The organism is Nocardioides nematodiphilus (assembly GCF_020216525.1).
Lineage (GTDB): Bacteria > Actinomycetota > Actinomycetes > Propionibacteriales > Nocardioidaceae > Nocardioides > Nocardioides nematodiphilus.
In genome coordinates this window covers 67,206-89,788 of sequence record NZ_JAIWOY010000003.1, presented here as the reverse complement: position 1 = coordinate 89,788, position 22,583 = coordinate 67,206, and the positions used below count along the sequence as shown (strand labels likewise).

Genomic DNA, 22,583 nt, shown 5'->3' with positions numbered 1-22,583 from the left:
GTCAGTGTGACTCGGCGTGGTAGCCCATCTTCGCCAGCACGATGAAGACCGCACCCGACGCGAGGGTGACGGCGACGCCGACCCAGAAGACGATGTAGCTGATCGGGCTGAGCATGAGGCCGATCGAGCCGATCAGGAAGCCGAGCAGGCCGACCACGACGGCGCTCCAGGCAGCCGGGGTGTTGCCGTGGTTGTCGGACATGAGTGCTCCTCGATGGTGCGGTGGACGGTGCGCGCCGATTCTATGGGGTCGGCGGGGTCACTCGGATTCGTGGGTCGGGTCTGTGGCCGGCCCCACCGTGGGATCGGTGCCCTCGTCGAGCGATTTCCATAGGTCGATGCTGCTCTGCTCCTCGAGCGGAGCGGTCGACGTCGCTCCGGTGGGCGCGTCGTACTTGGCACCCATCTCGGGCCATACCGGGCTCTTCATCACCGCGACCACGAAGCTCAGGAACGTCACCACCAGGGCGACCAGCGAGACCCACGGCCAGGCAGTGCCGTGGCTGCCGTCGTGGGTGGAGAGCAGGTGGTGGCGGGTGCCCCAGATGGCGGGGACGGGCGCCCCGGCGGCGACGAGGCCGAGCATCGCGACCAAGCGCCTCGCCAGGCCGCGCGTCACCAGGATCACACCCCAGGCGGCGAGGGCGACCAGCGCGAGCGCGGTGATGCCGGGACTGTCGACGTTGCCCTGCGCCTGGCTGAACGGGTCGTTGGCAGCGGCCTTGATCCACGGGTGGTGGCCGGCCCAGGCCGCGACGCACGCGCCGATCAGCCCGAGGAGTGCGGTGGGCCAGAAGGTACGGCGCTCGACGACCCGGCCCGGAGCGCTCATCCCAGGTCCGCGATCAGGTCGGCGTCGAAGCAGGTCCGGTCGCCGGTGTGGCAGGCGGCCCCGATCTGGTCGACCTTGAGCAGCAGCGTGTCGCCGTCGCAGTCGAGGCGGATCTCCTTGACGTACTGGAGGTGCCCGGAGGTGTCGCCCTTGGCCCAGTACTCCTGGCGGCTGCGGCTCCAGTAGGTCGCCCGGCCCGTCTCGATGGTGCGCGCGAGCGACTCGTCGTTCATCCAGCCCATCATCAGCACCTCACCGGTGTCGTGCTGCTGCGCGATCGCGGGCACCAGGCCGTCCTCGGTGCGCTTGAGGCGGTCGGCGATCTTCGGGTCCAGGCCAGAGCTCGGGTCGGTCACGGAGTCGATTATCCCTGCTGGGCGACCCAGGAGGCGTGGAGCCCGGCGTAGACGGCCCCCTCCTGGCGTACGAGGTCGGCGTGCGGGCCGCGCTGCACGATCCGGCCCTTGTCGACCACGATCACCTCGTCGGCGCCCTCGGCGGTGGTGAGCCGGTGCGCGATCGTGACGGAGGTCCGGCCCTGCATGAGCCGCTCGAGGGCCCGGTTGATCCGCATCTCCAGCGCAGGATCGACCGCGGAGGTGGCCTCGTCGAGGACCAGGAGATCGGGGTCGGCGAGCTGGGCGCGCAGCAGGGCGACGAGCTGGCGCTCGCCGGCGCTGAGGGCCTCGCCGCGCTGGCCCACGCGGGTCCGCACGCCGGACGGGAGCCCGGCGAGCCAGTCGCCGAGGCCGATCTGCTCGGCCGCGCGCTCGATGTCGGCGTCGGTGGCCTCGATCCGTCCGTAGCGGGCGTTGGCGGCCAGCGTGTCGTCGAAGAGGAAGCCCTCCTGCGGCACGAGCACCACGCTGCGGCGCAGGCTGGCGCCGCTGATCTCGCGTACGTCCACCCCGTCGAGGCGGATCGTGCCGCGGGTCGGGTCCATGAGGCGGGTGAGGAGCTTGGCGACGGTCGACTTGCCCGAGCCGGTCTCGCCCACCACCGCGATCCGGCGCCCGGGCGCGATCTCGGTGGTGAGGTCGTGCAGGACGTCGGGACCGCCGGGGTAGGCGAAGGTGACCGACTCGAAGGCGACACCGATAGGTCCCCGGGGCAGCTGCGCGCCCTCCGGGCCGGGGTCGACCAGATCGGCCGGGGTGTCGAGGATGCCGATCACCCGCCGCCAGCTGGCGACCGCGTTCTGGGCGTCGGTGAGGATCTGCGATCCGGTCTGCACCGGGCCGACGAAGAGCGAGACCAGGAACGCGAAGGCGAGGATCCGGCCGCTCGACAGGTTGCCGTGGATACCGAGCTGCACGCCGAGGACGACGACGCCCGCGAGCGCGAGCCCGCCCGCCAGGCCGCCGAGGCTGAAGAAGCCGGCGACCAGGCTCTGCGCCTTCGTCTGGGCGGCCCGGTTGGCCTCGACCGCCTCGTCGATGCGGGCCTGGGTGCGGGCCTCGACCGCGTACGCCTTGACGACGGCCGCCCCGACGACCGGCTCGGCGATGGCCGACAGCATGGTGCCGACCTGACGGCGAACAGCCGTGTAGGCGACCGAGAGGCGGCGCTGGAAGAACGGGAGGCTGGCGAAGAGCGGCACGAAGCAGACCCAGACCACGATGGCGAGCTGCCACGAGTAGACGACCATCACGACGCTGGCGATCAGCATCTGGCCGACCGAGACGACCAGGAGCAGGCCGCCGTACACGACGAACTGGCTGATCTGGTCGACGTCGCTGGTCACCCGCGAGACCAGAGCGCCGCGGCGCTCGGTGTGCTGGGTGAGCATCGGCAGGTCGTGGACGTGGCGGAACGCCTTGGTGCGCAGCGTGGCCAGGCCGCTCTCGGCGGCGGTGAACAGCCGCGCGGTCATCAGGTAGGAGGCGACGCTCGCGATGGCGAGGGCGATCGCGGCGGCGACGCCCATCCACACGGTGAACCGTACGTCCGGCCCACCCGCGTGGTGCAGGCCGCGGTCGAGGGTCTGCTGGACAGCGATCGGGACGATCACCTGACCGAGGCTGGCGACGATCGCCAGGGCCAGGGTGACGCCGATGCCCTGGACGAGCTCGGGTGAGTGGTGGATGCCGCGGCGGATCGTCTCGATGCCGCCGAGCCGCTCCCCGCTGTCGACGGTGCCGCTCATGCGTCGACCTCCTCGTCCTGCTCGTAGGCGTTGACCAGGTCGGCGTAGGCCGGGCTGGTGGCGAGCAGCTCGGCATGGGTGCCTCGACCGGCGATCCGGCCGCCGTCGAGGTGGACGACCTCGTCCGCCAGCGCGATCGTCGCCTTGCGATAGGCCACCACGACGAGGGTCGTGTCACCCGTCGCGTCGCCGCGCAGTGCCGCCAGGATGCGCTGCTCCACCTCGGGATCGACCGCCGAGGTGGCGTCGTCGAGGATCAGCAGCCGCGGCCTGCGGACGAGCGCGCGGGCCAGCGAGATGCGCTGACGCTGACCGCCCGAGAGGCTGGTGCCGCGCTCACCGAGGCGGGTGTCGAGTCCCTCGCGTAGGGCGGCGACGAAGCCGTCGGCCTGCGCCGCCCGCAGCGCCGCCCAGATCTCCTCGTCGGCGATCTCGGCACCGAGGGTGATGTTGCCGCGCACCGTGTCGTCGAAGAGGAACGCCTGCTGCGGCACGATCGCCATCGCCTCGGCGAGGGCGCCCGGGGCGAGGTCGCGCAGGTCGACGCCGTCGAGCGTGATCCGGCCGTCGTCGGTGTCGACCAGCCGGGTCATCAGGTTGGTGAGCGTCGACTTGCCCGACGCGGTCGGGCCGACGATCGCGGTCGTACGGCCCGGGGCGACGTCGAAGGTGACGTCGGTGAGCAGCGGCTGGTCGGCGTCGTAGGCGAACGCGACCTTCTCGAGCGCGAGTCGCGCGCCGTCGCCCGAGCCGGCGGGCAGCCGCTGATCGCCGTACGTCAGCGCGTCGGTGGCGTCGAGGACGTGCTGGACCCGGTCGAAGCCGACGACGCTGCGCGGGAACTCCCCGAGCAGCCAGCCCAGCGAGCGGATCGGGAAGGCGACGATGGTCAGCAGGAACCCCACCTGGACGACGTCGCCGGCCTGGGCGTGCCCGTGCAGGACGCGGACGACGCCGACGGCCAACACGACGAGCACGCCGATGTCGGGCAGCGCGGCCAGGGTCGGGTCGAAGGCGGCCCGGATCCGGCCGGCGCGGATGTTGGTGTCGCGCAGCTCGCGGGCCTTGGCGGCGAACCGCTCGGTCTCCTCGCTCTCGCGACCGAGCGTCTTGACCACGAGGGCACCGTCGAAGGACTCGTGCGCGACCTCGCTGAGCTCGGCGCGCAGCTGCTGGGCGCGGGTGATGAGCGGGCTGGCGCGGCGCTGGTAGGCGAGGTTGGTGAGCACGACGAGCGGGAAGACGAGCATGCCGAGCAGCGCGAGGACCACGTCGGCGGCGAACATCTGGACGACGGCGATCACCATCATCGCGATCGTGCCCACCGCCATCGGCAGCGGCGCGATGGGGGCCCAGGCGGCCTCGACGTCGGCGTTGGCGTTGCTGAGCAGCTGGCCGGTCGGGTGCGCCTGGTGCCAGGCGAGCGGGAGGCGGAGGTACTGCCGGGTGACCGCGCGGCGGTAGTGGGCCTGCATCCGGTACTGCATGACACCGGCGCCGAGCCGGCGGGCGACGACGCCGACGGCCCGTCCGATCGCGACGGCGACGAAGAGAGCGACCACGGCGATGAGCCAGCCGGCGCCGATGTGGCCGTCGCGGTACGACGGGAGGATGACGTGGTCGGTCGACCAGCCCAGCACCCAGGCGTCGGCGACGGTGAGGGCGCCGAAGAGCGCGGAGCCGAGCGTGGAGACGGTGAAGATGACCGGCTCGCGGCGGATCGCGACGCCGAGGACCCGGAAGCCGTCCATCGTGCTCGCGCGTCTCACCGGGCTAGTGTCGGTCATCGTGGCTGCTACCTCTGGTTCCTTCGTCCGCCGCGAGCGCGAGGCGCTGTGCGATCTTGCTCTGGCCGTCGGCCCCGACGCTGCGACGCTGTGCAGCGAGTGGACCGTACGGGATCTGGTGGTGCATCTGCTGATCCGCGAGCGCAAGCCGTGGGTCGCTGGTGGGATCCTGGTGCCCGCGCTCTCGGGCCTGACCGACCGCGCCTCCGCGCGGCTGGCCGCCCGTCCGTTCGCAGCGCTCGTCGGTGACCTTCGTATTCCCTCGCTGCCACTGCGGGCTCCGGGGGTTGACGCGCTGGCGAACACGCTCGAGCTCTTCGTGCACCACGAGGACGTACGCCGCGCGCAGCCGTCGTGGGTCGCCCGGGAGCTCTCCGATGCCGATGAGACGACGCTCTGGCGGCCGCTCTCGATGATGGGCCGGGGCCTGGTCCGCCCGGCCGGCGTCCCGGTGACGATCGTCTCCGGCTCGCGTCGCGCCACGCTGCGCGGAGGCGATGACCCGGTGGTGGTGTCCGGCCCCGTGGGCGAGCTCGCGCTCCTCCTCTTCGGCCGCACGCAGGTCACCGGGCTGGCCTTCGACGGGCCCGAGGAAAAGGTTGCGAAGCTGCGTTCCGCGCAGCTCGGCTTCTAACTACGCTCGAGGCATGACCACGATCAACAGCATCGCCACCGCCATGTTCTCGGTGTCCGACCAGGACGCCGCGATCGCGTTCTACACGCAGAAGCTCGGCTGGGAGCTGCGCTCGGAGGTGTCCTTCGGCGAGGGCGCCGACGCGGGCCGCTGGGTCGAGGTCGCTCCCCCGGGCTCGGCCACCGTGCTCGCGCTCAACCCGCCGATGAACGGCGAGCCCGGCGGCGGCTCGATCGGCGTCGAGACCAGCGACGTCGACGCCGAGCGCGAGGCGCTCAGCGCAGCCGGCGTCCAGGTCGGCGAGATGATGGGCGGCGAGGGCCCGGTGCCGAAGATGTTCTCGGCGAACGACCCGGACAACAACTGGATCTGGGTCGTCCAGCAGCAGGGCTGAGTCAGGCCTGCCGCCCGTCGCGGAGGACGGTGTAGCGCAGCTCGGCGAACTGGCCGGTCTGCTTCACCGCCTCCAGACGCAGCGACGACGACTCGAGGCGGCGCGGGAGCAGGGGTGCGCCCGCGCCGAGGGTGACGGCCGCGATCGACACCCGGATCTCGTCCAGGAGGCCGGCGTCGTGGAACTGGCCGGCCAGGTCTCCCCCGCCGACGATCCAGACGTCCTCACCGGCCGCCACCGAGCGCAGCTCGTCGGCCAGGTCGGCGACCGCGCCCAGTCCAGCGAGTCGTCCGGGTCCGCGAGGAAGCCGTCGAGCGAGACCGCAGTGGCGAAGACGAATCGGGTCACGTCGCATCACGTTAGCCGCTCGCCGTACGGACCGCGCTGCGGCGGGCGCGCCGAGCAAGGGCCCCGCTCAGGCCGTCCAGGTCGAGAGCTTGCCGGGGTTGACCACCATCCACACATCGGTGACCAGGCCGGCGACCACCTTGACGTTGATCACGCCCATGACGGCGTCGCCCGAGCGCCAGACGAAGCCCAGACCGTCCGCGGTCGGCCGCTCGACGAGCTCCCACTCGGGGCGCTTGACCATCACGCCGAGCATGAACCGTGCGACCTTGTCCGCGCCCGCGACCGGGTTGATCGCCGCGCTGACCACGCCGCCGCCGTCGGAGCGCAGGACCACGGACGGGTCGAGCAACGCGGTGAGGGCGCCCAGGTCGCCGCCCGAGACGGCGGCGCTGAAGGCCCGTACGACCGCGTCGTGCTGCTCGACGGGAGCGATCGTCTCGCGGTGGGCCGCGACCTTGCGTCGCGCCGCAGTGGCCAGCTGGCGCACCGCCGCGGGCGTACGGCCGACGACCGTCGCGATGTCGGGGAAGGGCAGGGCGAAGACGTCGTGCAGCACGAACGCGACCCGCTCCGCCGGGGTCATCGCGTCGAGGACCACGAGCAGGGCGGTGCTGATCGTGTCGTCGAGGGTGACCCGGTCGGCCGGGTCGACGGGCCCGGCCGCGAGGGCGTCGGAGGGCAGCGGCTCGGGCAGCCAGGGGCCGACGTACTGCTCGCGGCGCGCCCGCGCCGACTTGAGCACGTCGAGGCACACGCGCGAGGCGACGCGGGTCAGCCAGCCCTGCGGGTTGTCGATCCCGGCCCGTTCGTCGGCGGAGAGGCGGTACCAGCGCAGATAGGTCTCCTGGACGGCGTCCTCGGCCTCCTCGAGCGTGCCGAGCAGCCGGTACGCCAACGCGATCAGCCGGCGCCGCTCCGCCATCACATCGGCCATCTCCACGCTCAGATCATGCATGGCCCCACCTGGTTCGCTCATGCCGACATGACGAGGCAGCGATCACTTCTGTGAGGTCCTCACATCTGGGGCCGCTATCTCGTCATCAGTGTGTACGCCGGAGACACCGGCCCACACCCAAGGAGTGACCACCCATGTCGCACGTCAACGTCACCAAAGCCGTCCCCGCCCTCTACGAGGCGCAGATCGCGGTCGAGAAGGCCGCGGTCGAGGCAGCCGAGGCCGCCGGCCTGCACCCCCTCCTGCTGGACCTGGTCCGGCTGCGCGCCTCCCAGCTCAACGGCTGCGCGTTCTGCCTGCGGATGCACACCCAGGACGCGATGAAGAACGGCGAGACCGCCGATCGGCTCGCGGTCGTCGCCGCCTGGTGGGAGTCGCAGTACTTCACCGAGAAGGAGCAGGCCGCCCTTACGCTCGCCGAGCAGGTCACCCTGATCGGCAACGCCCACACGAGCCCGGCGCCGAAGGTCGACGTCGCCGCGATCCTCACCAAGGAGGAGATCGCCGCGATCACGGCTCTGGCCATCTCGATCAACGGCTGGAACCGGCTCGCCATCACCTCGGGCTACCCGGTCGCTCCCTGATCGCAGCACGACCGCCGAGTCCGCACCCAGCGCGGACTCGGCGGTCACCGCCGCAGAGCCGGCGGCGCCTTCTGCAGACCCGGGGTCAGCGCACCGGGTGGCCGGCGCCGGCGAGAGCGGACTTGACCTCGCCGATGCGCAGGGTGCCGAAGTGGAAGACCGAGGCGGCCAGGACGGCATCCGCGCCGGCGTCCACCGCGGGGGCGAAGTGCTCCGCCGCGCCGGCGCCGCCCGACGCGATCACCGGGATGGAGACCTCCGCGCGGACCGCGCGCAGCATCTCCAGGTCGAAGCCGTCGCGGGTGCCGTCGGCGTCCATCGAGTTGAGCAGGATCTCGCCGGCGCCGAGCTCGGCGGCGCGGATCGCCCACTCGACCGCGTCGATCCCCGCGGACTGACGGCCACCGTGGGTGGTCACCTCGAAGCCCGACGCAGTGCCGGCGGCACGGCGCGCGTCGACCGAGAGCACCAGCACCTGCGAGCCGAAGCGGTCCGCGATCTCGGCGATCAGCTCCGGGCGCGTGATGGCGGCGGTGTTGACACCGACCTTGTCCGCGCCGGCTCGCAGCAGCCGGTCAACGTCGGCGACGGCGCGCACGCCACCACCGACCGTCAGGGGGATGAAGACCTCCTCGGCCACCTTGGAGACGATCTCCATCGTCGTCCCCCGCGCGTCCGAGGAGGCGGAGATGTCCAGGAAGGTCAACTCGTCGGCGCCCTCGCGGTCGTAGACCTTGGCCAGCTCGACCGGGTCGCCGGCGTCGCGCAGGTTCTCGAAGTTGATCCCCTTCACGACGCGACCGCCGTCGACGTCGAGGCACGGGATGACCCGTACGGCGAGCGTCATGACGCTGCGCCCCTCGTCACCGCGAGCGCCTCCTCGAGGGAGAGGGAGCCGGTGTAGAGCGCCGTGCCGGCGATCGCGCCCTCGACGCCATCATCGACCAGTGTCATCAGCGCGCGGATGTCGTCGATGGTGGTGACACCGCCGGAGGCGACGATCGGGGCGGACGTACGAGACGCGACGTCGCGCAGCAGGTCGAGGTTCGGGCCCTGGAGCATGCCGTCCTTGTTGACGTCGGTGACGACGTAGCGGGCGCAGCCCTCGGAGTCGAGCCGGGCCAGCGTCTCCCAGAGGTCGCCACCGTCCTTGGTCCAGCCACGCGCCGCAAGCGTGGTGCCGCGGACGTCGAGGCCGATCGCGACCCGGTCGCCGTACTCGGCGATCGCCGTGCGGCACCACTCGGGGTTCTCCAGGGCGGCGGTGCCGATGTTGACGCGGCGACAGCCGGAGTCCATGGCCGCCTTCAGCGTCTCGTCGTCGCGGATGCCGCCGGAGCGCTCGATCTTGATGTCGACCGCGCGGGTGACCTCGGCCAGGAGGTCGGCGTTGGAGCCGTGGCCGAAGGCGGCGTCGAGGTCGACCAGGTGGATCCACTCCGCACCCATCTCCTGCCAGCGCAGCGCGGCCTCGATGGGGTCACCGAAGACCTTCTCGGACCCGTCGACGCCCTGCACCAGCTGGACGGCGCGGCCGCCCTTGATGTCGACGGCGGGGAGCAGCTCGAGGTAGGACACGTTCAGGCCTTTCGGAACAACACGGTGTACAGGACAGGGGCCGCCAGCACGCTGGCGACGAGGGCGAGTGCCCGGATGGACGGCGACGGCTCAGCGAACCAGAGCAGCGCGTTGAGGACGACCAGACCGACGAGCAGCACCTGGATCCGGATGCGTCGGCGCCTGGCGAAGGCACCGGTCTGGCGCCCGGTCCGGGTCGGCAGGAGCCGTGCCAGACGCGCCCGGCGGCGCTGCCCACGTGCGGCCCTGGCCTGCGCGTCGACACGGGCAGCGGCGGCCTCGGCCGCCTGCCGCTCACGCTCCTCGCGGGCCTTGGCGCGCACTCCGGACGGCATGGCTCAGGCGCTCTTGAGGGACTGGACCCAGTTGCGCAGCAGCGCGGCGCCGGCGTCGCCGGACTTCTCGGGGTGGAACTGGGTGGCCGACAGCGCGCCGTTCTCGACCGCTGCGACGAACCGGTCGCCACCGTGCTCGGCCCACGTCACCAGCGGCGCCTTGGTCCGATCGTTGGTGACCAGCTCCCACGTCCGCACGCCGTATGAGTGCACGAAGTAGAACCGCTCGTCCTCGACGCCGGCGAAGAGCTCGGTGCCCTCGGGGACGTCGAGGGTGTTCCAGCCCATGTGGGGCACGATCGGGGCCTGCAGCCGCTCGACGACGCCCGGCCACTCGTCGCACCCCTCGGTCTCGACGCCGTGCTCGACGCCGCGCGCGAACAGGATCTGCATCCCGACGCAGATGCCGAGCACCGGGCGTCCGCCGGAGAGCCGGCGGCCGATGATCCGCTCGCCACGGATCTCCCGCAGGCCCTTCATGCAGGCCTCGTACGCGCCGACGCCGGGCACCAGCAGGCCGTCGGCGGCGAGCGCGGCGTCCATGTCGCTGGTCAGCTCGACACTCGCACCGGCGCGCTCGACGGCGCGCACGGCCGAGCGCAGGTTGCCCGAGCCGTAGTCGAGCACCACCACAGAAGGCTGGGCCATGCTCAGATGACACCCTTCGTGGACGGGATGCCGGTCTCGCGCGGGTCGAGCGCGATCGCGTCGCGGAAGGCCCGGGCGAACGCCTTGAACTGCGTCTCGACGATGTGGTGCGGCTCGCGCCCCGCCAGCACGCGGACGTGCAGCGCCAGGTGGGCGTGGAAGGCGATCGACTCGAAGACGTGCTGGGTCAGCGAGCCCAGGTACGAGACGCCGGAGCCGCCGAGCTGGACGTACTGCTGGCCCTCGGGCTCGCCGGTGTGCACGCAGTAGGGGCGACCGGAGATGTCGACGACGGCCTGGACCAGCGCCTCGTCGAGCGGCACGGTCGCGTCACCGAAGCGGCGGGTGCCCTTCTTGTCCCCGAGCGCCTCGCGCAGCGCCTGGCCGAGGACGATCGCGGTGTCCTCGACGGTGTGGTGGGCGTCGATGTGCACGTCGCCCTCGGACCTCACCGTCAGGTCGAGCAGGGCGTGGCGCGCGAGCGCGGTCAGCATGTGGTCGTAGAACCCCACGCCGGTGGAGATGTCGTGCTGGCCGGTGCCGTCGAGGTTGACCTCGACGATGACGGTCGACTCCGACGTCTTGCGCTCGATGCGGGCGGTACGGGCGGTGGTGTTCCTCATCGGGCGGTGACCTCCAGTAGGGCCTTCTTGAATGCGTCCATCTCGGCAGGGGTGCCGATCGAGACCCGCAGCCAGCCGTCGGGGCCGGTCTCGCGGATCAGCACGCCGTGCTCGAGCAGACCCTGCCAGACCGCCTGGCGATCGGGGAACATGCCGAAGAGGGCGTAGTTGGCATCGCTCTCGGCGACGGTGAAGCCCTGCTCGCGCAGCCAGCTCACCGTCGCGTCGCGCTCCGCGCGCAGCGCGTCGACGTTGCCGAGCAGCTCGTCGGTGTGGCGCAGCGCGGCCAGCGCGGTCGCCTGGGTCACCGCCGAGAGGTGGTACGGGAGCCGGACGACCCGGATCGCGTCGCAGATCGCCGGGTCGGCGGCCACGTAGCCGAGCCGCAGCCCGGCACCGGCGAACGCCTTCGACATCGTGCGGGTGACGACCAGGTTGCGGTGCGTGGCCAGGGACTCCAGCGCACTCGGGACGCCGGCGCGACGGAACTCGCCGTACGCCTCGTCGACGACCAGGATCCCGGTGTCGCCGACGGCCGCGGACAAGGCGCCGATGGAGGCCGGGTCGAGCGCGGTGCCGGTCGGGTTGTTGGGGCTGGGCAGCAGCACGACGCTGGGCCGGACCTCCTCGATCAGCGCGCGCGCCTTCTCCAGATCCAGGGAGAAGTCGCTCTCACGCGTCCCGGCGACCCACTCGGTGTTGGTGTCGCGGGCGTACTCCGGGTACATCGAGTACGTCGGAGCGAAGCTCACCGCCGTGCGACCCGGGCCGCCGAACGCCTGGAGCAGCTGCAGCATGACCTCGTTGGAGCCGTTGGCCGCCCACACCATCTCCGGCGTGATCGGCGCGTCTCCGGAGTCGCGCGTCAGGTAGGCGGCGAGCCCGGCACGCAGCTCGACGAACTCGCGGTCCGGGTAGCGGTTGAGCGTGCGCGCGGCCTCGCGGACCGACGAGGCGATGTCATCGAGACACGCCTCGGAGGGCCCGTACGGGTTCTCGTTGACGTTGAGCTGGACGGGCACGTCGAGCTGGGGGGCGCCGTAGGGCTCGATGCCGGCGAGCTCCGCACGGATCGGGGGCCAGCTCACGCGAACCTCACCGACACCGCGGCGCCGTGGCCCGGCAGGTCCTCGGCGTGGGCGAGGGTGACGACGTGGTCCTTGACGGCCTCGAGGCCCTCGCGGGAGTAGTCGATGACGTGCACGGACTTGGTGAAGGCGCGCACGGACAGGCCCGAGCTGTGGCAGGCGCAGCCGCCGGTCGGCAGCACGTGGTTGGAGCCGGCGCAGTAGTCGCCGAGGCTGACCGGCGCGAACGGGCCGACGAAGATCGCGCCGGCGTTGCGGATCCGGCCGGCGTCGACGAGCGCGTTCTGGGTGTGGATCTCGAGGTGCTCGGCGGCGTAGGCGTTGACCACGTCGATGCCCTGGTCGACGTCGTCGACCAGCACGATGCCGGACTGGGCGCCGGCCAGCGAGGTGCGGATGCGCTCCTGGTGCTTGGTCGCGGCGACCTGCTTCTCCAGCTCCTGCTCGACGTCGTCGGCCAGGGTGAGCGAGTCCGTGACCAGCACCGAGGCGGCCAGCGGGTCGTGCTCGGCCTGGGAGATCAGGTCGGCGGCGACGTACGCGGCCTCGGCGGTGTGGTCGGCGAGGATCGCGATCTCGGTCGGGCCGGCCTCGGAGTCGATGCCGACCTCGCCCTTGAGCAGGCGCTTGGCGGTGACGACGTAGATGTTGCCCGGCCCGGTGACCAGGTCGACCTTGGCGCAGGGACCGACGCCGTACGCGAACATGGCGATCGCCTGGGCGCCGCCGACGGCGTAGACCTCCTCGACGCCGAGGAGCTCGCAAGCGGCCAGGATCGAGGGGTGCGGCAGGCCGCCGAACTCCTTCTGCGGCGGCGAGGCCAGGGAGATCGACTGCACGCCCGCGACCTGCGCCGGCACGGTGTTCATCAGCACGCTGGAGACCAGCGGCGCGAGGCCGCCGGGGACGTAGAGCCCGACGCGGCCGACCGGCACCTTGCGGTGGGTCACCCGCGCACCGGGGCCGAGCTCGGTGACCGCGTCGGTCTCGAGCTCGTTGCGGCAGGTGGCGCGCAGCCGGGTGATCGACTCCTCGAGGCCCGCCCGGATCGCCGGGTCGAGCTCGGCGAGGGCCGTGGTCATGGCCTCTCGCGGCACCCGGATGTCGTCGAGACGGACGCCGTCGAACTTCTGGCCGTACTCCAGGATCGCCTCGACCCCGCGGGTGCGGATGTCGTCGAGGATCGGTTGCACGGCATGGGTCGCCGCCGCGATGTCGAACTCTGCGCGCGGCACGGCGGCGCGGTAGTCCATGGGGGAGGCGCCGGGGCCCGTGTCCTGGGCTCCCCGGAGGTCGATGCGGCGGATCATGGGCGCAATTCTACGGGGACGCCACGCGTGGTCGCCGCACGGTTGTTTCTCGCGGACTACTAGGTTGGTCACGTGTCCGAGACGCTGCCGATGTTCCCGCTGAACACGGTCCTCTTCCCCGGGGTGACCGTACCGCTGCACGTCTTCGAGGAGCGCTACCGCGCACTCGTGGAGCACCTGCTCGGCATCGAGGACCCGGCGGAGCGGACCTTCGGCACCGTCGCGATCCGGGAGGGGTACGAGGTCGGCTCGCACGGGGCACAGTCGCTCTTCCGCATCGGCGTCCGGATGCAGCTCACCGAGGTCGAGCTCAACCCCGACGGCAGCTACGACATCGAGGCGGTCGGCATCGAGCGCATCCAGATGGATGCCCTCGACGGCCGGGGCCCCTTCCCCGTGGGCGAGATCCAGGATCTGGCCGAGCCGGCGGTCGTTGCGGACGATCACGTCGTCGAGCGCGCTCGGGCGACGTTCTCCGCCTACCGGCTGGCGCTCACCGAGTTCCGCGAAGACCCGTACGAGGGCTCGCTGCCGCGCGACCCCGAGTACCTGTCGTGGGCGCTGGCGGCCTGCGCTCCCCTGCCGATGGCCGAGCGTCAGGGGCTGCTGGAGGCCGGGGACGCCGAGGAGCGCCTGATCCTGGTCACCGACCTGCTGCGCAGCGAGCTGCGCGCGATGAACGTGATCCCGTCGCTGCCGGCCACCGACGTGGCCCGCAACCGCTGGTCGCCGAACTGAGCCGTTCCGGCCGCTTCGCGGCCGGAACCCTCGCCTACTTCGTGCTGAGCCGGATCAGCCCGTGGCCGATCCCGTCGTCGCCGACCCAGGTGCTCTGACCGAAGGCGCCCAGGTGCGCGAGGTTCTCCTGGACGTCGCGCGGGACCTCGGCCGCGGCGCTCGTCAGGATCGGCTGCAGGTTGGCGAAGGAGACGAAGAGCGCCGTGGGTGCCTTGTCGGCCTGCGGGACGACGTCCTTGAAGTCGGCGGAGTCACCGAGCCCGCCGTTCTTGAGCAGCTGATCGCGGTAGTCCGCGTTGGGCCCGACGGCCAGGACGCCGTCGCCCTTCGTGGTCGCCAGGATCTCCTGGACACCGGGCAGCGTGATCTTGCCGAGCACGGAGGCGATCGCGTCGGGATCGCCCGTGAGCTTGATGCCGGCGGGCAGGTCGCCCGGGCCGCCGTTGGTCAGCTTCTCGGGGTCGGTCGACCCGGAGAGCGAGAGGGTGACGCCGCCGTCGAAGAGGGTGTGCAGGTCGCCCGGCAGGCTCAGGCCCGAGATCGTGGAGACCGTCTGCCACAGCTTCTCCGGGGTGCCCCCGCACTCCTGGACGAAGCCCTGGGCGAACGCGTCGGTGACGGAGGTGATCCAGTCGCGGGCGCCGCCGAAGCCGAACGCGACCGCGGTGTCCTTCGGCAGGGTGGCCAGGCCCGACGTGCCGCTGCTGGGCGTGGCGCCCTCCACCCCTGAGGCGGTCTCCAGCTCGAAGCCGCTGCGGGCGAAGCGCAGCGTCGCGGCAGCGCCCTGGAGCTTGCGCATCTGCGCCTTGTAGAGATCCATCTGCCCGCCGCTGAGCGGGGTCTGGTCGCCCATCCCCTTGCCGCTCATCGCGTGGGGGCAGACCGCCCCGAGCGCGGCGAACGGGTCCGTCGGCGGCTCGAGGGTCTTCGCCGCCGAGGTGACGTGCGCGGCCGGAGCCGCGGCGCCGCTCGCGCTGCTGGAGGCGCCGCTGCCCGAGCTGAAGGCGAAGGGGCTCATGCCGAGCATCGCGAGCGAGTCGAGGGAGCTGGCGAGCGTCTTGCCGGCGGCGGGCGAGGCGTAGAAGGTGGCGACCCCCGGGTCGCCGGTGCGCTCGGTCCAGGTCTTGAAGTCGCCGTCGTCGGCGAGGGCGTTGCTCGCCGACTGGTTGCTGACGCTCTGCGCGATCGCGGTGTTCTTGGCGACGACTGCCCAGCCGTGGGCGACCGACAGTCCCTGCGGCCCGTGAGCGCAGCTGAGCAGCGCCGGGAGGCTCTTGGTGGCCGCCGACTCATCAGTGACCTTGAGGACCGTCACCGGCTGCGGACCACCGCTCACGGTCGGCACGATCGCTGCAGCGATGTCGGTGCCGAGCCACGGCTTCACGTCGTCGTCCCAGGACAGGTCCTTGCAGGCCGGACCCTGGAGCAGGTCGTCCAGCATGAGCTTGCGCAGGTCGGTGGAGGGGTCGATCTTGAGGTCCCCGGTGAACGCGGGGAACTTGCGCAGCGCCTGGATGGCCGCGATCTTCTGCCCCATGCTCGGGTCGAGGTCGATCCCGGCGTAGGCGAGCGTGTCGGACGGCAGTCCCGCGGCCGCGCCGGGCGCGCGATCGTCGTTGAGCTGCGATGCCGCGAAGACGGTGCCGCCCACCACCAGCGCGATCGCGACCGCGGCTCCGCCTCCGACGTACCACCAGGTCCGACCACGGCGTGGCTCACGCGGGTCCTGCCACGCCCCGCCACCGAGGGTGACGGTGTCGGAGGGCGGTGGCGGCGTACCGTAGTCGGGCATGTCTTCAGACTACTCAGCCGGCGGCGGCTGAGCCGTCGTGTTCTCCGGACCGCTCGCGCCACGCTTGGCGACGGTCATGAAGTAGAGCCCGAGCGAGGCCAGCGCGCTCCCCGGGAAGACGAGGAGCAGCCACCAGCTCGGCGCGGTGAACTCACTCGGCAGGGTGACGCCGTCAGCCGCCGTCTTCGCGGCCGCCTGGGGGTCGCCGGGGCCACGGTGCATTCCGACCAGCCGCATCAGGAGGGCGGCGACGAGTCCTCCGACGACCACCGCTGCCAGGCTGACCATCTCCGCGCGGTCGAACCGCCACGCGGCGAGTGCGCCGAGGAGCAGGCCGGCGACCGCCCCGACCACGATGTACCAGGCGGAGGCGGCGAAGAACGTGTCCTGCCAGGCGTACCAGGACACGGGGTACCAGACGTGCTTGATGACGCCGCCCTGCGCGGGGGTCCACAGCGCCTCCCACAGCAGACCGCAGAGCACGCCGGCGATCGCGAAGATCGCGACGATCACCGCGGCCTGGCGCAGCGCGCCGCGCTCCACGCGGGCCTCCGCAGCGGCGATCAGCTGGTCAGACATCCCGGTCCCAACAGGTGCTTCAGGTCGGCGAACAGCGCGGAGCTCGGCGTGACGCGCAGCCGGTCGTCGAGCCGGAGCACGCGCGTCGACTCCCGCGTCAGCAACCGTAGCCGCACCTCCGTGCTGCCCGGGTGGGACGACAGGACGTCGCGCAGCGAGGCCACGACCTGCGGCGTGCATCGGGTCGAGGGCAGGCTCACGACGACCGGGCCGCTGGGCCCGTCGGTGACGTCGGGGACGCTGACCTCCTGCCCGCGGATCTCCGGCTGCTCCTTGTCGCGGGAGAGCTGGCCCTTGACCGTGATGATCGCGTCCTCGCCCAGGTGCGGGGCGACCAGGACGTAGCTGCTCGGGAAGAAGAGCGCCTCGATGGCACCGTCGAGGTCCTCGATCGTCACCGTCGCCCAGGGGTCGCCCTTCTTGGTGATCCGGCGCTGCACGGCGGTGACCAGACCGGTGACCTGGATGCTGCTGTTGTGCGGCCGGTCCTCATCGGCGAGGAGCTGGCCGATGGAGCAGTCGGAGTTGTTGACCAGGACGTGCTCGAGGCCGAGCAGCGGGTGGTCGGAGACGTAGAGGCCGAGCATCTCCCGCTCGTGGCCGAGCAGGGTCATCTTGTCCCACTCGTCGATGTCGGGGATCGTCACCGAGGAGCCGAACGAGCCGCCCATGTCCTCGTCGAGTCCCCCGAAGAGCGAGTCCTGGCCGATCGCCTCGTTGCGCTTGATGTCGACGAACTGGTCCACCGCGGACTCGTGCACCGTGACCAGCGCGCGCCGCTTGTGCTTCATGTCGTCGAAGGCACCGGCCTTGATCAGCGACTCGATGGTGCGCTTGTTGCAGACCGGCTGCGGGACCTTGGAGAGGAAGTCGTTGAAGTCCTCGTAGCGGCCCTTCTCCTCGCGCGCCGCGACGATGCCGTCCACGACGTTCCAGCCGACGTTGCGCACGGCGGTGAGGCCGAAGCGGATGTCGTTGCCGACGGCGGTGAAGTTGTGCGCCGACTCGTTGACGTCGGGCGGCAGGACCGCGATCTTCATCCGCCGGCACTCGCCGAGGTAGATCGCCATCTTGTCCTTGTTGTCCTTGACCGAAGTCAGGAGCGCCGCCATGTACTCGGTCGGGTAATTGGCCTTGAGGTAGGCGGTCCAGTACGTGACGACGCCGTACGCCGCGGAGTGCGACTTGTTGAAGGCGTAGTCGGCGAAGGGGACGAGGATGTCCCACAGGACCTTGACCGAGTCCTTGGGGTAGCCGCGCTCGAGCATGCCGGCCTCGAAGCCGGCGTACTGCTTGTCGAGCTCCTCCTTCTTCTTCTTGCCCATGGCGCGACGCATGTTGTCTGCGGCGCCCAGGGAGAACCCGGCGAGCACCTGGGCGATCGCCATCACCTGCTCCTGATAGACGATCAGGCCGTAGGTCTCCCCCAACACCTCCTGCAGCGCGTCCGAGAGCGCCGGGTGGATGTAGTCGATCTCCTGGCGCCCGTTCTTGCGCAGGGCGTAGTTGGTGTGGGAGTCGGCACCCATCGGGCCCGGGCGGTAGAGCGCGGAGACGGCGGTGATGTCGGCGAACTGGTCGGGCTGCATCAGGCGCAGCAGCTGGCGCATGCCGCCACCATCGAGCTGGAAGACGCCGAGCGTGTCGCCGCGCCCCATCAGCTCGTAGGTGGCCTTGTCGTCGAACGGCAGCTCCTCGAGGATCAGGTCCTCGCCACGGTTCGCCTTGATGTTGGCGACCGCGTCCTCGAGCGTGTGCAGGTTGGACAGGCCCAGGAAGTCCATCTTGACCAGGCCGAGCGCCTCACACATGGGGTACTCGAACTGGGTGATGATGGCGCCGTCCTGCTTCGGGTCCATCAGCGGGACGACGTCGAGCAGCGGCTCGCTCGACATGATGACGCCAGCGGCGTGGACGCCGGTCTGGCGGATCTGGCCCTCGAGGCCGATCGCGACCTCGTAGATCCGGCGGACCTCGGGGTCGGAGTCGTGCAGCGCGCGGAACTCGCCGCCCTCGCCGTAGCGCTTGTGCTCGGGGTTGAAGAGCTCCTTGAGCGGGACGCCCTTGCCCATCACGTCGGCGGGCAGGGCCTTGGTGATCCGGTCTCCGATGGCGAAGCCGTGGTCGAGGATGCGGGCGGCGTCCTTGATCGCCTGCTTGGCCTTGATCCGGCCGAAGGTGGCGATCTGGGCGACGCGCTCGGCGCCGTACTTCTCGGTGACGTACTGGATGACCTCGCCGCGGCGGTGGTCGTCGAAGTCGATGTCGAAGTCGGGCATCGAGGGTCGCTCAGGGTTGAGGAACCGCTCGAAGAACAGGCCGTGCTCCAGCGGACACAGGTCGGTGATCTTCAGCGCGTACGCGGCCAGCGAGCCGGCGCCCGAGCCACGGCCCGGGCCGACCCGGATGCCGTTGTTCTTCGACCACTGGATGAAGTCGGCGACCACGAGGAAGTAGCCGCAGTAGCCCTTCTGCGTGATGATCTCGAGCTCGAACTCCGCCCGGTCCTTGACCTCCTGGGTGAGCTTGTCGCCCGGGTAGCGGAACTCGAGGCCCCGGAAGACCTCCTTGCGCAGCCACGACTCCTCGGTCTCGCCGGCCGGGATGTCGGCGCGCGCCATGTAGCCACCGGTCGACTCGGTGAACTCGACGTTGCAGCGCTCGGCGATGAGCAGGGTGTTGTCGCAGGCCTCCATGAGGTCCTGGGAGCCCCACAGCTCACGCATCTCCGCAGCGGACTTGATGTAGTAGCCGGTGCCCTCGAAGGCGAACCGCTTGCCGCCCTGGGCATAGGTCGGCTCGGAGAGCCGGCTGCCGGAGTTGACGCACAGCAGCGCCTCCTGGGCGCTGGCGTCCTCGGGGTTGTTGTAGTGCGAGTCGTTGGTCGCGATCGGCCTGATGCCCATCTCGCGACCGAGCTTGAGCAGGTCGTCGCGGACCCGCTTCTCGATCGAGATGCCGTGGTCCATCAGCTCGAGGAAGACGTTGTCGCGCCCGAAGATGTCCTGCAGCTCGCCGGCCTCGCGGACGGCCTCGTCCCACTGCCCCAGGCGCAGCCGGGTCTGGATGGCGCCCGAGGGGCAGCCGGTGGAGACGATCAGGCCCTTGCTGTAGGTCTGGAGAAGCTCCTTGTCCATGCGGGGCTTGAAGTAGTAGCCCTCCATGGAGGCCTTCGAGGAGAGCCGGAAGAGGTTGTGCATCCCCTCGGTGCTCTCGGCCCACATCGTCATGTGGGTGTACGAGCCGCCACCCGAGACGTCGTCGCCGCCCTCCTCGGACTGGTCGCCCTTGCCCCAGCGGATCCGCTTGCGCTCGGTGCGGTGCGTGCCGGGCGTGAGGTAGGCCTCGATGCCGATGATCGGCTTGACGCCGTACTTCTTCGCCTTGGAGTAGAAGTCGTACGCACCGTGCAGGTTGCCGTGGTCGGTCATCGCGATCGCCGGCATCTCGAGGGTGCTGGTGCGCTCGAACAGTCCGTCGAGGAGCGAGGCACCGTCCAGCATCGAGTACTCGGTGTGGACGTGGAGATGGACGAACGAGTCGCTCATACGCTCCCCTCAGGGTTGATCCGGGCACGGCAGACCGAGGCCTGCAGGGAAGGGCCTCAGCCTACCCGAGGCCACCGACAGAACGGACGCCCCACTCCATCCGCAGGTCGGGTCGCCGCTCCTCGTTCTCCGAGCCGTCGGAGCGCGCCGTGACCACGAAGCCACGGGCCTCGTAGAAGCGCCGCGCGGGCACGTTGGTCTCGAAGACGTAGAGCCCGACACCGTCCTGGCGCAGGGAGAGCACCAGGTCGAGCAGCGCACCGCCGAGACCGCTCCCCTGGTGCGCGGGCAGGACGTACAGGTCGTCGAGCCAGGTGGCGGTGAAGCGGGCATAGGCGACGGCCTCGCCATCGACCTCGGCCACCCACACCTCGTCCTGGCCCAGCCGCGAGGCCAGGAACGCCGAGATCTCGGCCGCGGGGTGGACGTTGGCCGGCATCGGCGCGGCCGCGCGGGCCGCGACCTGGATGGCGGCGAGGCTCGCAGCCTCCCCGGCCTCGGCCGGCCGCAGGACGGATCCGTCACTCACGGGCGACTGACCCATCACTCGCCCCGCGACGGACCCATGGCCCGGCGTCAGTGCTCGTCGCGGATGACCTCGAGCGCGTGCGCGAGGTCGGCGGGGTAGGGCGACTCGAACTCGACGTACTCCCCCGTCTCCGGGTGCTCGAAGCCGAGCCGGTGCGCGTGCAGCCACTGCCGCAGCAGACCGGTGCGCTTGGCGAGGGTCGGGTCGGCGCCGTAGGTGAGGTCGCCGACGCACGGGTGCTTGGTGGCGCTCATGTGCACGCGGATCTGGTGCGTACGGCCCGTCTCGAGGTGGATCTCCAGCAGCGAGGCGAACCGATGCGCCTCGAGCGTCTGGTAGTGCGTGATGGACGGCCGGCCGTCGGCGCGCACGCAGAACTTGTGGTCGTACTTGGGGTTGCGCGCGATCGGGGCGTCGATCGTGCCCTCCAGCGGATCCGGGTGGCCCTGGACCAGCGCGTGGTAGACCTTGTGCGGCGTCCGGTCGCGGAAGGCCTGCTTGAGCACCGAGTACGCGTGCTCCTGCTTCGCGATGACCATCAGGCCGGTGGTGCCGACGTCGAGGCGCTGGACGATGCCCTCGCGCTCGGTGGCGCCCGAGGTCGAGATCCGGAACCCGGCGGCACGCAGGTGGCCCACGACGGTCGCTCCGGTCCAACCCGGCGAGGGGTGCACCGCGACGCCGACCGGCTTGTCGATCACCACGATCGCGTCGTCGTCGTAGACGATCCCGATCCCTTCGACCAGCTCGGCCTTGATCTCCAGCGGATCGCGCTCGACGGGGATGGTCGCGTCCAGCATCGAGCCGGCAGCGACCCGGTCGGACTTCATCGCCGGACGTCCGTCGAGGGTGACGTACCCCTCCGAGATGAGCTCGGCGGCGCGGGTGCGCGAGACCCCGAAGAGCCGCGCCATCGCCGCGTCCAGCCGCTCCCCCTCGAGCCCGTCGGGCACGAACAGGGTGCGCTGGTCACTCATCGTCAGCGGCCTTCGTGGCGGCCGGTCGGCCGTCGAGGCGCACGCCGCGCCAGGCCAGGACGAGGATCAGGAGAGCCGCGACGTTGATGCAGATGTCGGCGACGTTGAAGATCGGCCAGTGCGGCAGCTCCAGGAAGTCCACGACATGGCCGCTGAAGCCCTGCGGCGCCCGCAGGATCCGGTCCGTCAGGTTGCCCGCGATGCCGGCCGCCAGGATCCCGAGCGCGACCGACCACAGCCGGGTGCCCGACCGCAGGGCGAACCAGGTCGTCACGACCAGCGCGACGATCGCGAGCAGGGTGAACAGGACGGTGTGGCCGGTCCCGGTGCTGAACGCCGCCCCAGGGTTGCGGGTCAGGTTGAGCCGCAGCAGCGACCCCAGCAGGTCCCGCGGCTCGCCGGGCGTCAGGTGGGCCGCCGCCAGCGCCTTGGTGACCTGATCGACGGCATAGGCCGCGAGCGCGACGACTGCGAACAGCAGCCGCAACGTCGTGCTCGGGCCTGACCGGTGGACCTGGGGTGCCGCGTCGCTCAGCGTCGCTCTTCTCGCGTCTTGCATGTCATGCACAGCGTCGCACGCGGGAACGCCATCAGCCGCATCTTGCCGACCGGCTGGCCGCAGGACTCGCAGACGCCGTAGGTGCCGTTCTCGATGCGCGTGAGGGCGCGCTCGATCTGGAGGAGCTTGTCGCGCTCGCTGTTGACCACCGTCAGCTCGTGGTCACGCTCGAAGCTGGTCGCGCCGACGTCGGCCTGGTCCTGACCGGCCCCGTCCCCCGAGTCCTTCATGAGGCCGTTGAGCTCGGCCTCGGCGGCCTCGAGGACCTCCAGGCTGTGCGCCTGGGTGGAGGTGAGCTCCTCGATGAGCTCGTCGAGCTCGGCGGGGGTCCAGGGCTCCTCGCCCTCCTTGACCACCAGGGTGTCCGCAGACGGCTTGACGGATGTTGCCTTCTTCGCCACGACGCTCACTTTCCTAGGAGGGACTGCGACAGTGTTGCGGATGCCGACAACCCTCGGGGCGTATTTCGTATTCCGACCCTTCCCACGCGAGCGTGGGCTACACCTGATTGGGCGGAATTCTTAGGTGTACCGACTGGGGAAACGGCGACGGGGCGGCGCCCTCGCCAGGGGGGGGCCGCGCGGAGCACGGACGCG

General features: G+C 71.0%; 25 protein-coding genes. 4 read left to right on the top strand and 21 right to left on the bottom strand.

Features of this window, described 5'->3' with window-relative positions:
- Nucleotide 1 precedes the first annotated feature (1 nt).
- From KSO98_RS06465 to KSO98_RS06445, 5 genes are read right to left on the bottom strand one after another with little or no spacing between them, the layout of a single operon-like run.
- Complete coding sequence (locus tag KSO98_RS06465; RefSeq protein WP_225284262.1) at nt 2-202, bottom strand: HGxxPAAW family protein; 201 nt, start codon at nt 200-202, stop codon at nt 2-4.
- A 57-nt stretch (nt 203-259) separates the two neighbouring features.
- Nucleotides 260-832 (bottom strand): Trp biosynthesis-associated membrane protein, encoded by a 573-nt coding sequence (locus KSO98_RS06460; RefSeq protein ID WP_225284261.1) that lies wholly within the window; start codon nt 830-832, stop codon nt 260-262.
- Nucleotides 829-1,188 (bottom strand): phosphoribosyl-AMP cyclohydrolase, encoded by a 360-nt coding sequence (hisI, locus tag KSO98_RS06455; RefSeq protein WP_225284260.1) that lies wholly within the window; start codon nt 1,186-1,188, stop codon nt 829-831. The genes KSO98_RS06460 and hisI overlap by 4 nt, the downstream gene beginning before the upstream one ends.
- An 8-nt stretch (nt 1,189-1,196) precedes the next feature.
- Nucleotides 1,197-2,978: an ABC transporter ATP-binding protein gene (locus KSO98_RS06450; protein WP_225284259.1), complete on the bottom strand. Its 1,782-nt coding sequence runs from the start codon at nt 2,976-2,978 to the stop codon at nt 1,197-1,199.
- The gene (locus tag KSO98_RS06445) at nt 2,975-4,747 is read right to left on the bottom strand and encodes an ABC transporter ATP-binding protein (protein WP_308012731.1); all 1,773 of its coding nucleotides are present in this window, start codon (nt 4,745-4,747) and stop codon (nt 2,975-2,977) included. The genes KSO98_RS06450 and KSO98_RS06445 overlap by 4 nt, the downstream gene beginning before the upstream one ends.
- Nucleotides 4,748-4,766: 19 nt before the next feature.
- Here KSO98_RS06445 and KSO98_RS06440 point away from each other — a divergent pair, with 19 nt between their 5' ends.
- Both KSO98_RS06440 and KSO98_RS06435 read left to right on the top strand, forming a co-directional pair.
- The gene (locus tag KSO98_RS06440) at nt 4,767-5,399 is read left to right on the top strand and encodes a TIGR03085 family metal-binding protein (RefSeq protein ID WP_225284257.1); all 633 of its coding nucleotides are present in this window, start codon (nt 4,767-4,769) and stop codon (nt 5,397-5,399) included.
- Nucleotides 5,400-5,412: 13 nt separating this feature from the next.
- Entirely contained in the window at nt 5,413-5,793 is a 381-nt protein-coding gene (locus KSO98_RS06435) for a VOC family protein (RefSeq protein WP_225284256.1), read from the top strand.
- A gap of 1 nt (nt 5,794) precedes the next feature.
- Here KSO98_RS06435 and KSO98_RS06430 read toward each other — a convergent pair whose 3' ends face one another.
- Nucleotides 5,795-6,148 (bottom strand): dihydrofolate reductase family protein, encoded by a 354-nt coding sequence (locus KSO98_RS06430; protein WP_225284254.1) that lies wholly within the window; start codon nt 6,146-6,148, stop codon nt 5,795-5,797.
- A gap of 60 nt (nt 6,149-6,208) precedes the next feature.
- Complete coding sequence (gene sigJ, locus KSO98_RS06425; RefSeq protein WP_225284253.1) at nt 6,209-7,099, bottom strand: RNA polymerase sigma factor SigJ; 891 nt, start codon at nt 7,097-7,099, stop codon at nt 6,209-6,211.
- Nucleotides 7,100-7,233: 134 nt separating this feature from the next.
- Here sigJ and KSO98_RS06420 point away from each other — a divergent pair, with 134 nt between their 5' ends.
- Entirely contained in the window at nt 7,234-7,683 is a 450-nt protein-coding gene (locus KSO98_RS06420; protein WP_225284252.1) for a carboxymuconolactone decarboxylase family protein, read from the top strand.
- Between the two features lie 85 nt (nt 7,684-7,768).
- Here the strand turns inward: KSO98_RS06420 and hisF are convergent, their stop codons facing one another.
- Genes hisF through hisD form a run of 7 tightly spaced genes read right to left on the bottom strand, consistent with a single transcriptional unit; the run spans nt 7,769 to nt 13,265 of the window.
- The gene (gene hisF, locus KSO98_RS06415; RefSeq protein ID WP_225284251.1) at nt 7,769-8,530 is read right to left on the bottom strand and encodes an imidazole glycerol phosphate synthase subunit HisF; all 762 of its coding nucleotides are present in this window, start codon (nt 8,528-8,530) and stop codon (nt 7,769-7,771) included.
- Nucleotides 8,527-9,261: a bifunctional 1-(5-phosphoribosyl)-5-((5-phosphoribosylamino)methylideneamino)imidazole-4-carboxamide isomerase/phosphoribosylanthranilate isomerase PriA gene (gene priA / locus KSO98_RS06410; RefSeq protein ID WP_225284250.1), complete on the bottom strand. Its 735-nt coding sequence runs from the start codon at nt 9,259-9,261 to the stop codon at nt 8,527-8,529. The genes hisF and priA overlap by 4 nt, the downstream gene beginning before the upstream one ends.
- A gap of 2 nt (nt 9,262-9,263) precedes the next feature.
- Nucleotides 9,264-9,596, bottom strand: coding sequence for a hypothetical protein (locus tag KSO98_RS06405; RefSeq protein WP_225284249.1), 333 nt, complete (start codon nt 9,594-9,596; stop codon nt 9,264-9,266).
- A gap of 3 nt (nt 9,597-9,599) precedes the next feature.
- A complete protein-coding gene (hisH, locus tag KSO98_RS06400; RefSeq protein ID WP_225284248.1) occupies nt 9,600-10,244 on the bottom strand; it encodes an imidazole glycerol phosphate synthase subunit HisH in 645 nt (214 codons plus the stop codon).
- Between the two features lie 2 nt (nt 10,245-10,246).
- Nucleotides 10,247-10,867 carry an imidazoleglycerol-phosphate dehydratase HisB gene (gene hisB, locus KSO98_RS06395; protein WP_225284247.1) on the bottom strand — a complete coding sequence of 207 codons (621 nt, stop codon included), beginning with the start codon at nt 10,865-10,867 and terminating at the stop codon, nt 10,247-10,249.
- Nucleotides 10,864-11,955: a histidinol-phosphate transaminase gene (locus tag KSO98_RS06390; RefSeq protein WP_225284246.1), complete on the bottom strand. Its 1,092-nt coding sequence runs from the start codon at nt 11,953-11,955 to the stop codon at nt 10,864-10,866. The genes hisB and KSO98_RS06390 overlap by 4 nt, the downstream gene beginning before the upstream one ends.
- A complete protein-coding gene (gene hisD / locus KSO98_RS06385; RefSeq protein ID WP_225284244.1) occupies nt 11,952-13,265 on the bottom strand; it encodes a histidinol dehydrogenase in 1,314 nt (437 codons plus the stop codon). The genes KSO98_RS06390 and hisD overlap by 4 nt, the downstream gene beginning before the upstream one ends.
- A 72-nt stretch (nt 13,266-13,337) precedes the next feature.
- On the opposite strand from hisD, the gene KSO98_RS06380 reads away from it, so the two are divergent.
- Nucleotides 13,338-14,003, top strand: a complete 666-nt coding sequence (locus KSO98_RS06380) for an LON peptidase substrate-binding domain-containing protein (RefSeq protein WP_225284243.1) — start codon at nt 13,338-13,340, stop codon at nt 14,001-14,003.
- Nucleotides 14,004-14,037: 34 nt separating this feature from the next.
- On the opposite strand, the gene KSO98_RS06375 is transcribed toward KSO98_RS06380, so the two are convergent.
- From KSO98_RS06375 to KSO98_RS06345, 7 genes are all read right to left on the bottom strand, one after another.
- Nucleotides 14,038-15,795: a DUF3352 domain-containing protein gene (locus KSO98_RS06375; protein ID WP_225284241.1), complete on the bottom strand. Its 1,758-nt coding sequence runs from the start codon at nt 15,793-15,795 to the stop codon at nt 14,038-14,040.
- Between the two features lie 9 nt (nt 15,796-15,804).
- Nucleotides 15,805-16,374, bottom strand: a complete 570-nt coding sequence (locus tag KSO98_RS06370) for a hypothetical protein (RefSeq protein WP_225284239.1) — start codon at nt 16,372-16,374, stop codon at nt 15,805-15,807.
- Nucleotides 16,359-19,922, bottom strand: coding sequence for a DNA polymerase III subunit alpha (dnaE, locus tag KSO98_RS06365; RefSeq protein WP_225284238.1), 3,564 nt, complete (start codon nt 19,920-19,922; stop codon nt 16,359-16,361). The genes KSO98_RS06370 and dnaE overlap by 16 nt, the downstream gene beginning before the upstream one ends.
- Nucleotides 19,923-19,983: 61 nt before the next feature.
- Nucleotides 19,984-20,451 carry a GNAT family N-acetyltransferase gene (locus KSO98_RS06360; RefSeq protein ID WP_225284237.1) on the bottom strand — a complete coding sequence of 156 codons (468 nt, stop codon included), beginning with the start codon at nt 20,449-20,451 and terminating at the stop codon, nt 19,984-19,986.
- 47 nt (nt 20,452-20,498) lie between these two features.
- Complete coding sequence (locus KSO98_RS06355) at nt 20,499-21,428, bottom strand: RluA family pseudouridine synthase (protein WP_225284236.1); 930 nt, start codon at nt 21,426-21,428, stop codon at nt 20,499-20,501.
- Nucleotides 21,421-21,915, bottom strand: a complete 495-nt coding sequence (locus KSO98_RS06350) for a signal peptidase II (protein WP_225284235.1) — start codon at nt 21,913-21,915, stop codon at nt 21,421-21,423. The genes KSO98_RS06355 and KSO98_RS06350 overlap by 8 nt, the downstream gene beginning before the upstream one ends.
- 44 nt (nt 21,916-21,959) lie before the next feature.
- Nucleotides 21,960-22,388 carry a TraR/DksA family transcriptional regulator gene (locus KSO98_RS06345; RefSeq protein ID WP_225284234.1) on the bottom strand — a complete coding sequence of 143 codons (429 nt, stop codon included), beginning with the start codon at nt 22,386-22,388 and terminating at the stop codon, nt 21,960-21,962.
- Between the last annotated feature and the right edge of the window lie 195 nt (nt 22,389-22,583).

What these genes read in the sequence shown, in the direction of transcription:
- KSO98_RS06465 (WP_225284262.1), bottom strand. Translation starts at nt 202, where the DNA reads ATGTCCGACAACCACGGCAACACCCCGGCTGCCTGGAGCGCCGTCGTG.
- KSO98_RS06460 (WP_225284261.1), bottom strand. Translation starts at nt 832, where the DNA reads ATGAGCGCTCCGGGCCGGGTCGTCGAGCGCCGTACCTTCTGGCCCACC.
- KSO98_RS06450 (WP_225284259.1), bottom strand. Translation starts at nt 2,978, where the DNA reads ATGAGCGGCACCGTCGACAGCGGGGAGCGGCTCGGCGGCATCGAGACG.
- KSO98_RS06435 (WP_225284256.1), top strand. Translation starts at nt 5,413, where the DNA reads ATGACCACGATCAACAGCATCGCCACCGCCATGTTCTCGGTGTCCGAC.
- KSO98_RS06430 (WP_225284254.1), bottom strand. Translation starts at nt 6,148, where the DNA reads ATGCGACGTGACCCGATTCGTCTTCGCCACTGCGGTCTCGCTCGACGG.
- sigJ (WP_225284253.1), bottom strand. Translation starts at nt 7,099, where the DNA reads ATGCATGATCTGAGCGTGGAGATGGCCGATGTGATGGCGGAGCGGCGC.
- KSO98_RS06420 (WP_225284252.1), top strand. Translation starts at nt 7,234, where the DNA reads ATGTCGCACGTCAACGTCACCAAAGCCGTCCCCGCCCTCTACGAGGCG.
- hisF (WP_225284251.1), bottom strand. Translation starts at nt 8,530, where the DNA reads ATGACGCTCGCCGTACGGGTCATCCCGTGCCTCGACGTCGACGGCGGT.
- KSO98_RS06405 (WP_225284249.1), bottom strand. Translation starts at nt 9,596, where the DNA reads ATGCCGTCCGGAGTGCGCGCCAAGGCCCGCGAGGAGCGTGAGCGGCAG.
- hisH (WP_225284248.1), bottom strand. Translation starts at nt 10,244, where the DNA reads ATGGCCCAGCCTTCTGTGGTGGTGCTCGACTACGGCTCGGGCAACCTG.
- hisB (WP_225284247.1), bottom strand. Translation starts at nt 10,867, where the DNA reads ATGAGGAACACCACCGCCCGTACCGCCCGCATCGAGCGCAAGACGTCG.
- hisD (WP_225284244.1), bottom strand. Translation starts at nt 13,265, where the DNA reads ATGATCCGCCGCATCGACCTCCGGGGAGCCCAGGACACGGGCCCCGGC.
- KSO98_RS06375 (WP_225284241.1), bottom strand. Translation starts at nt 15,795, where the DNA reads ATGCCCGACTACGGTACGCCGCCACCGCCCTCCGACACCGTCACCCTC.
- KSO98_RS06370 (WP_225284239.1), bottom strand. Translation starts at nt 16,374, where the DNA reads ATGTCTGACCAGCTGATCGCCGCTGCGGAGGCCCGCGTGGAGCGCGGC.
- dnaE (WP_225284238.1), bottom strand. Translation starts at nt 19,922, where the DNA reads ATGAGCGACTCGTTCGTCCATCTCCACGTCCACACCGAGTACTCGATG.
- KSO98_RS06355 (WP_225284236.1), bottom strand. Translation starts at nt 21,428, where the DNA reads ATGAGTGACCAGCGCACCCTGTTCGTGCCCGACGGGCTCGAGGGGGAG.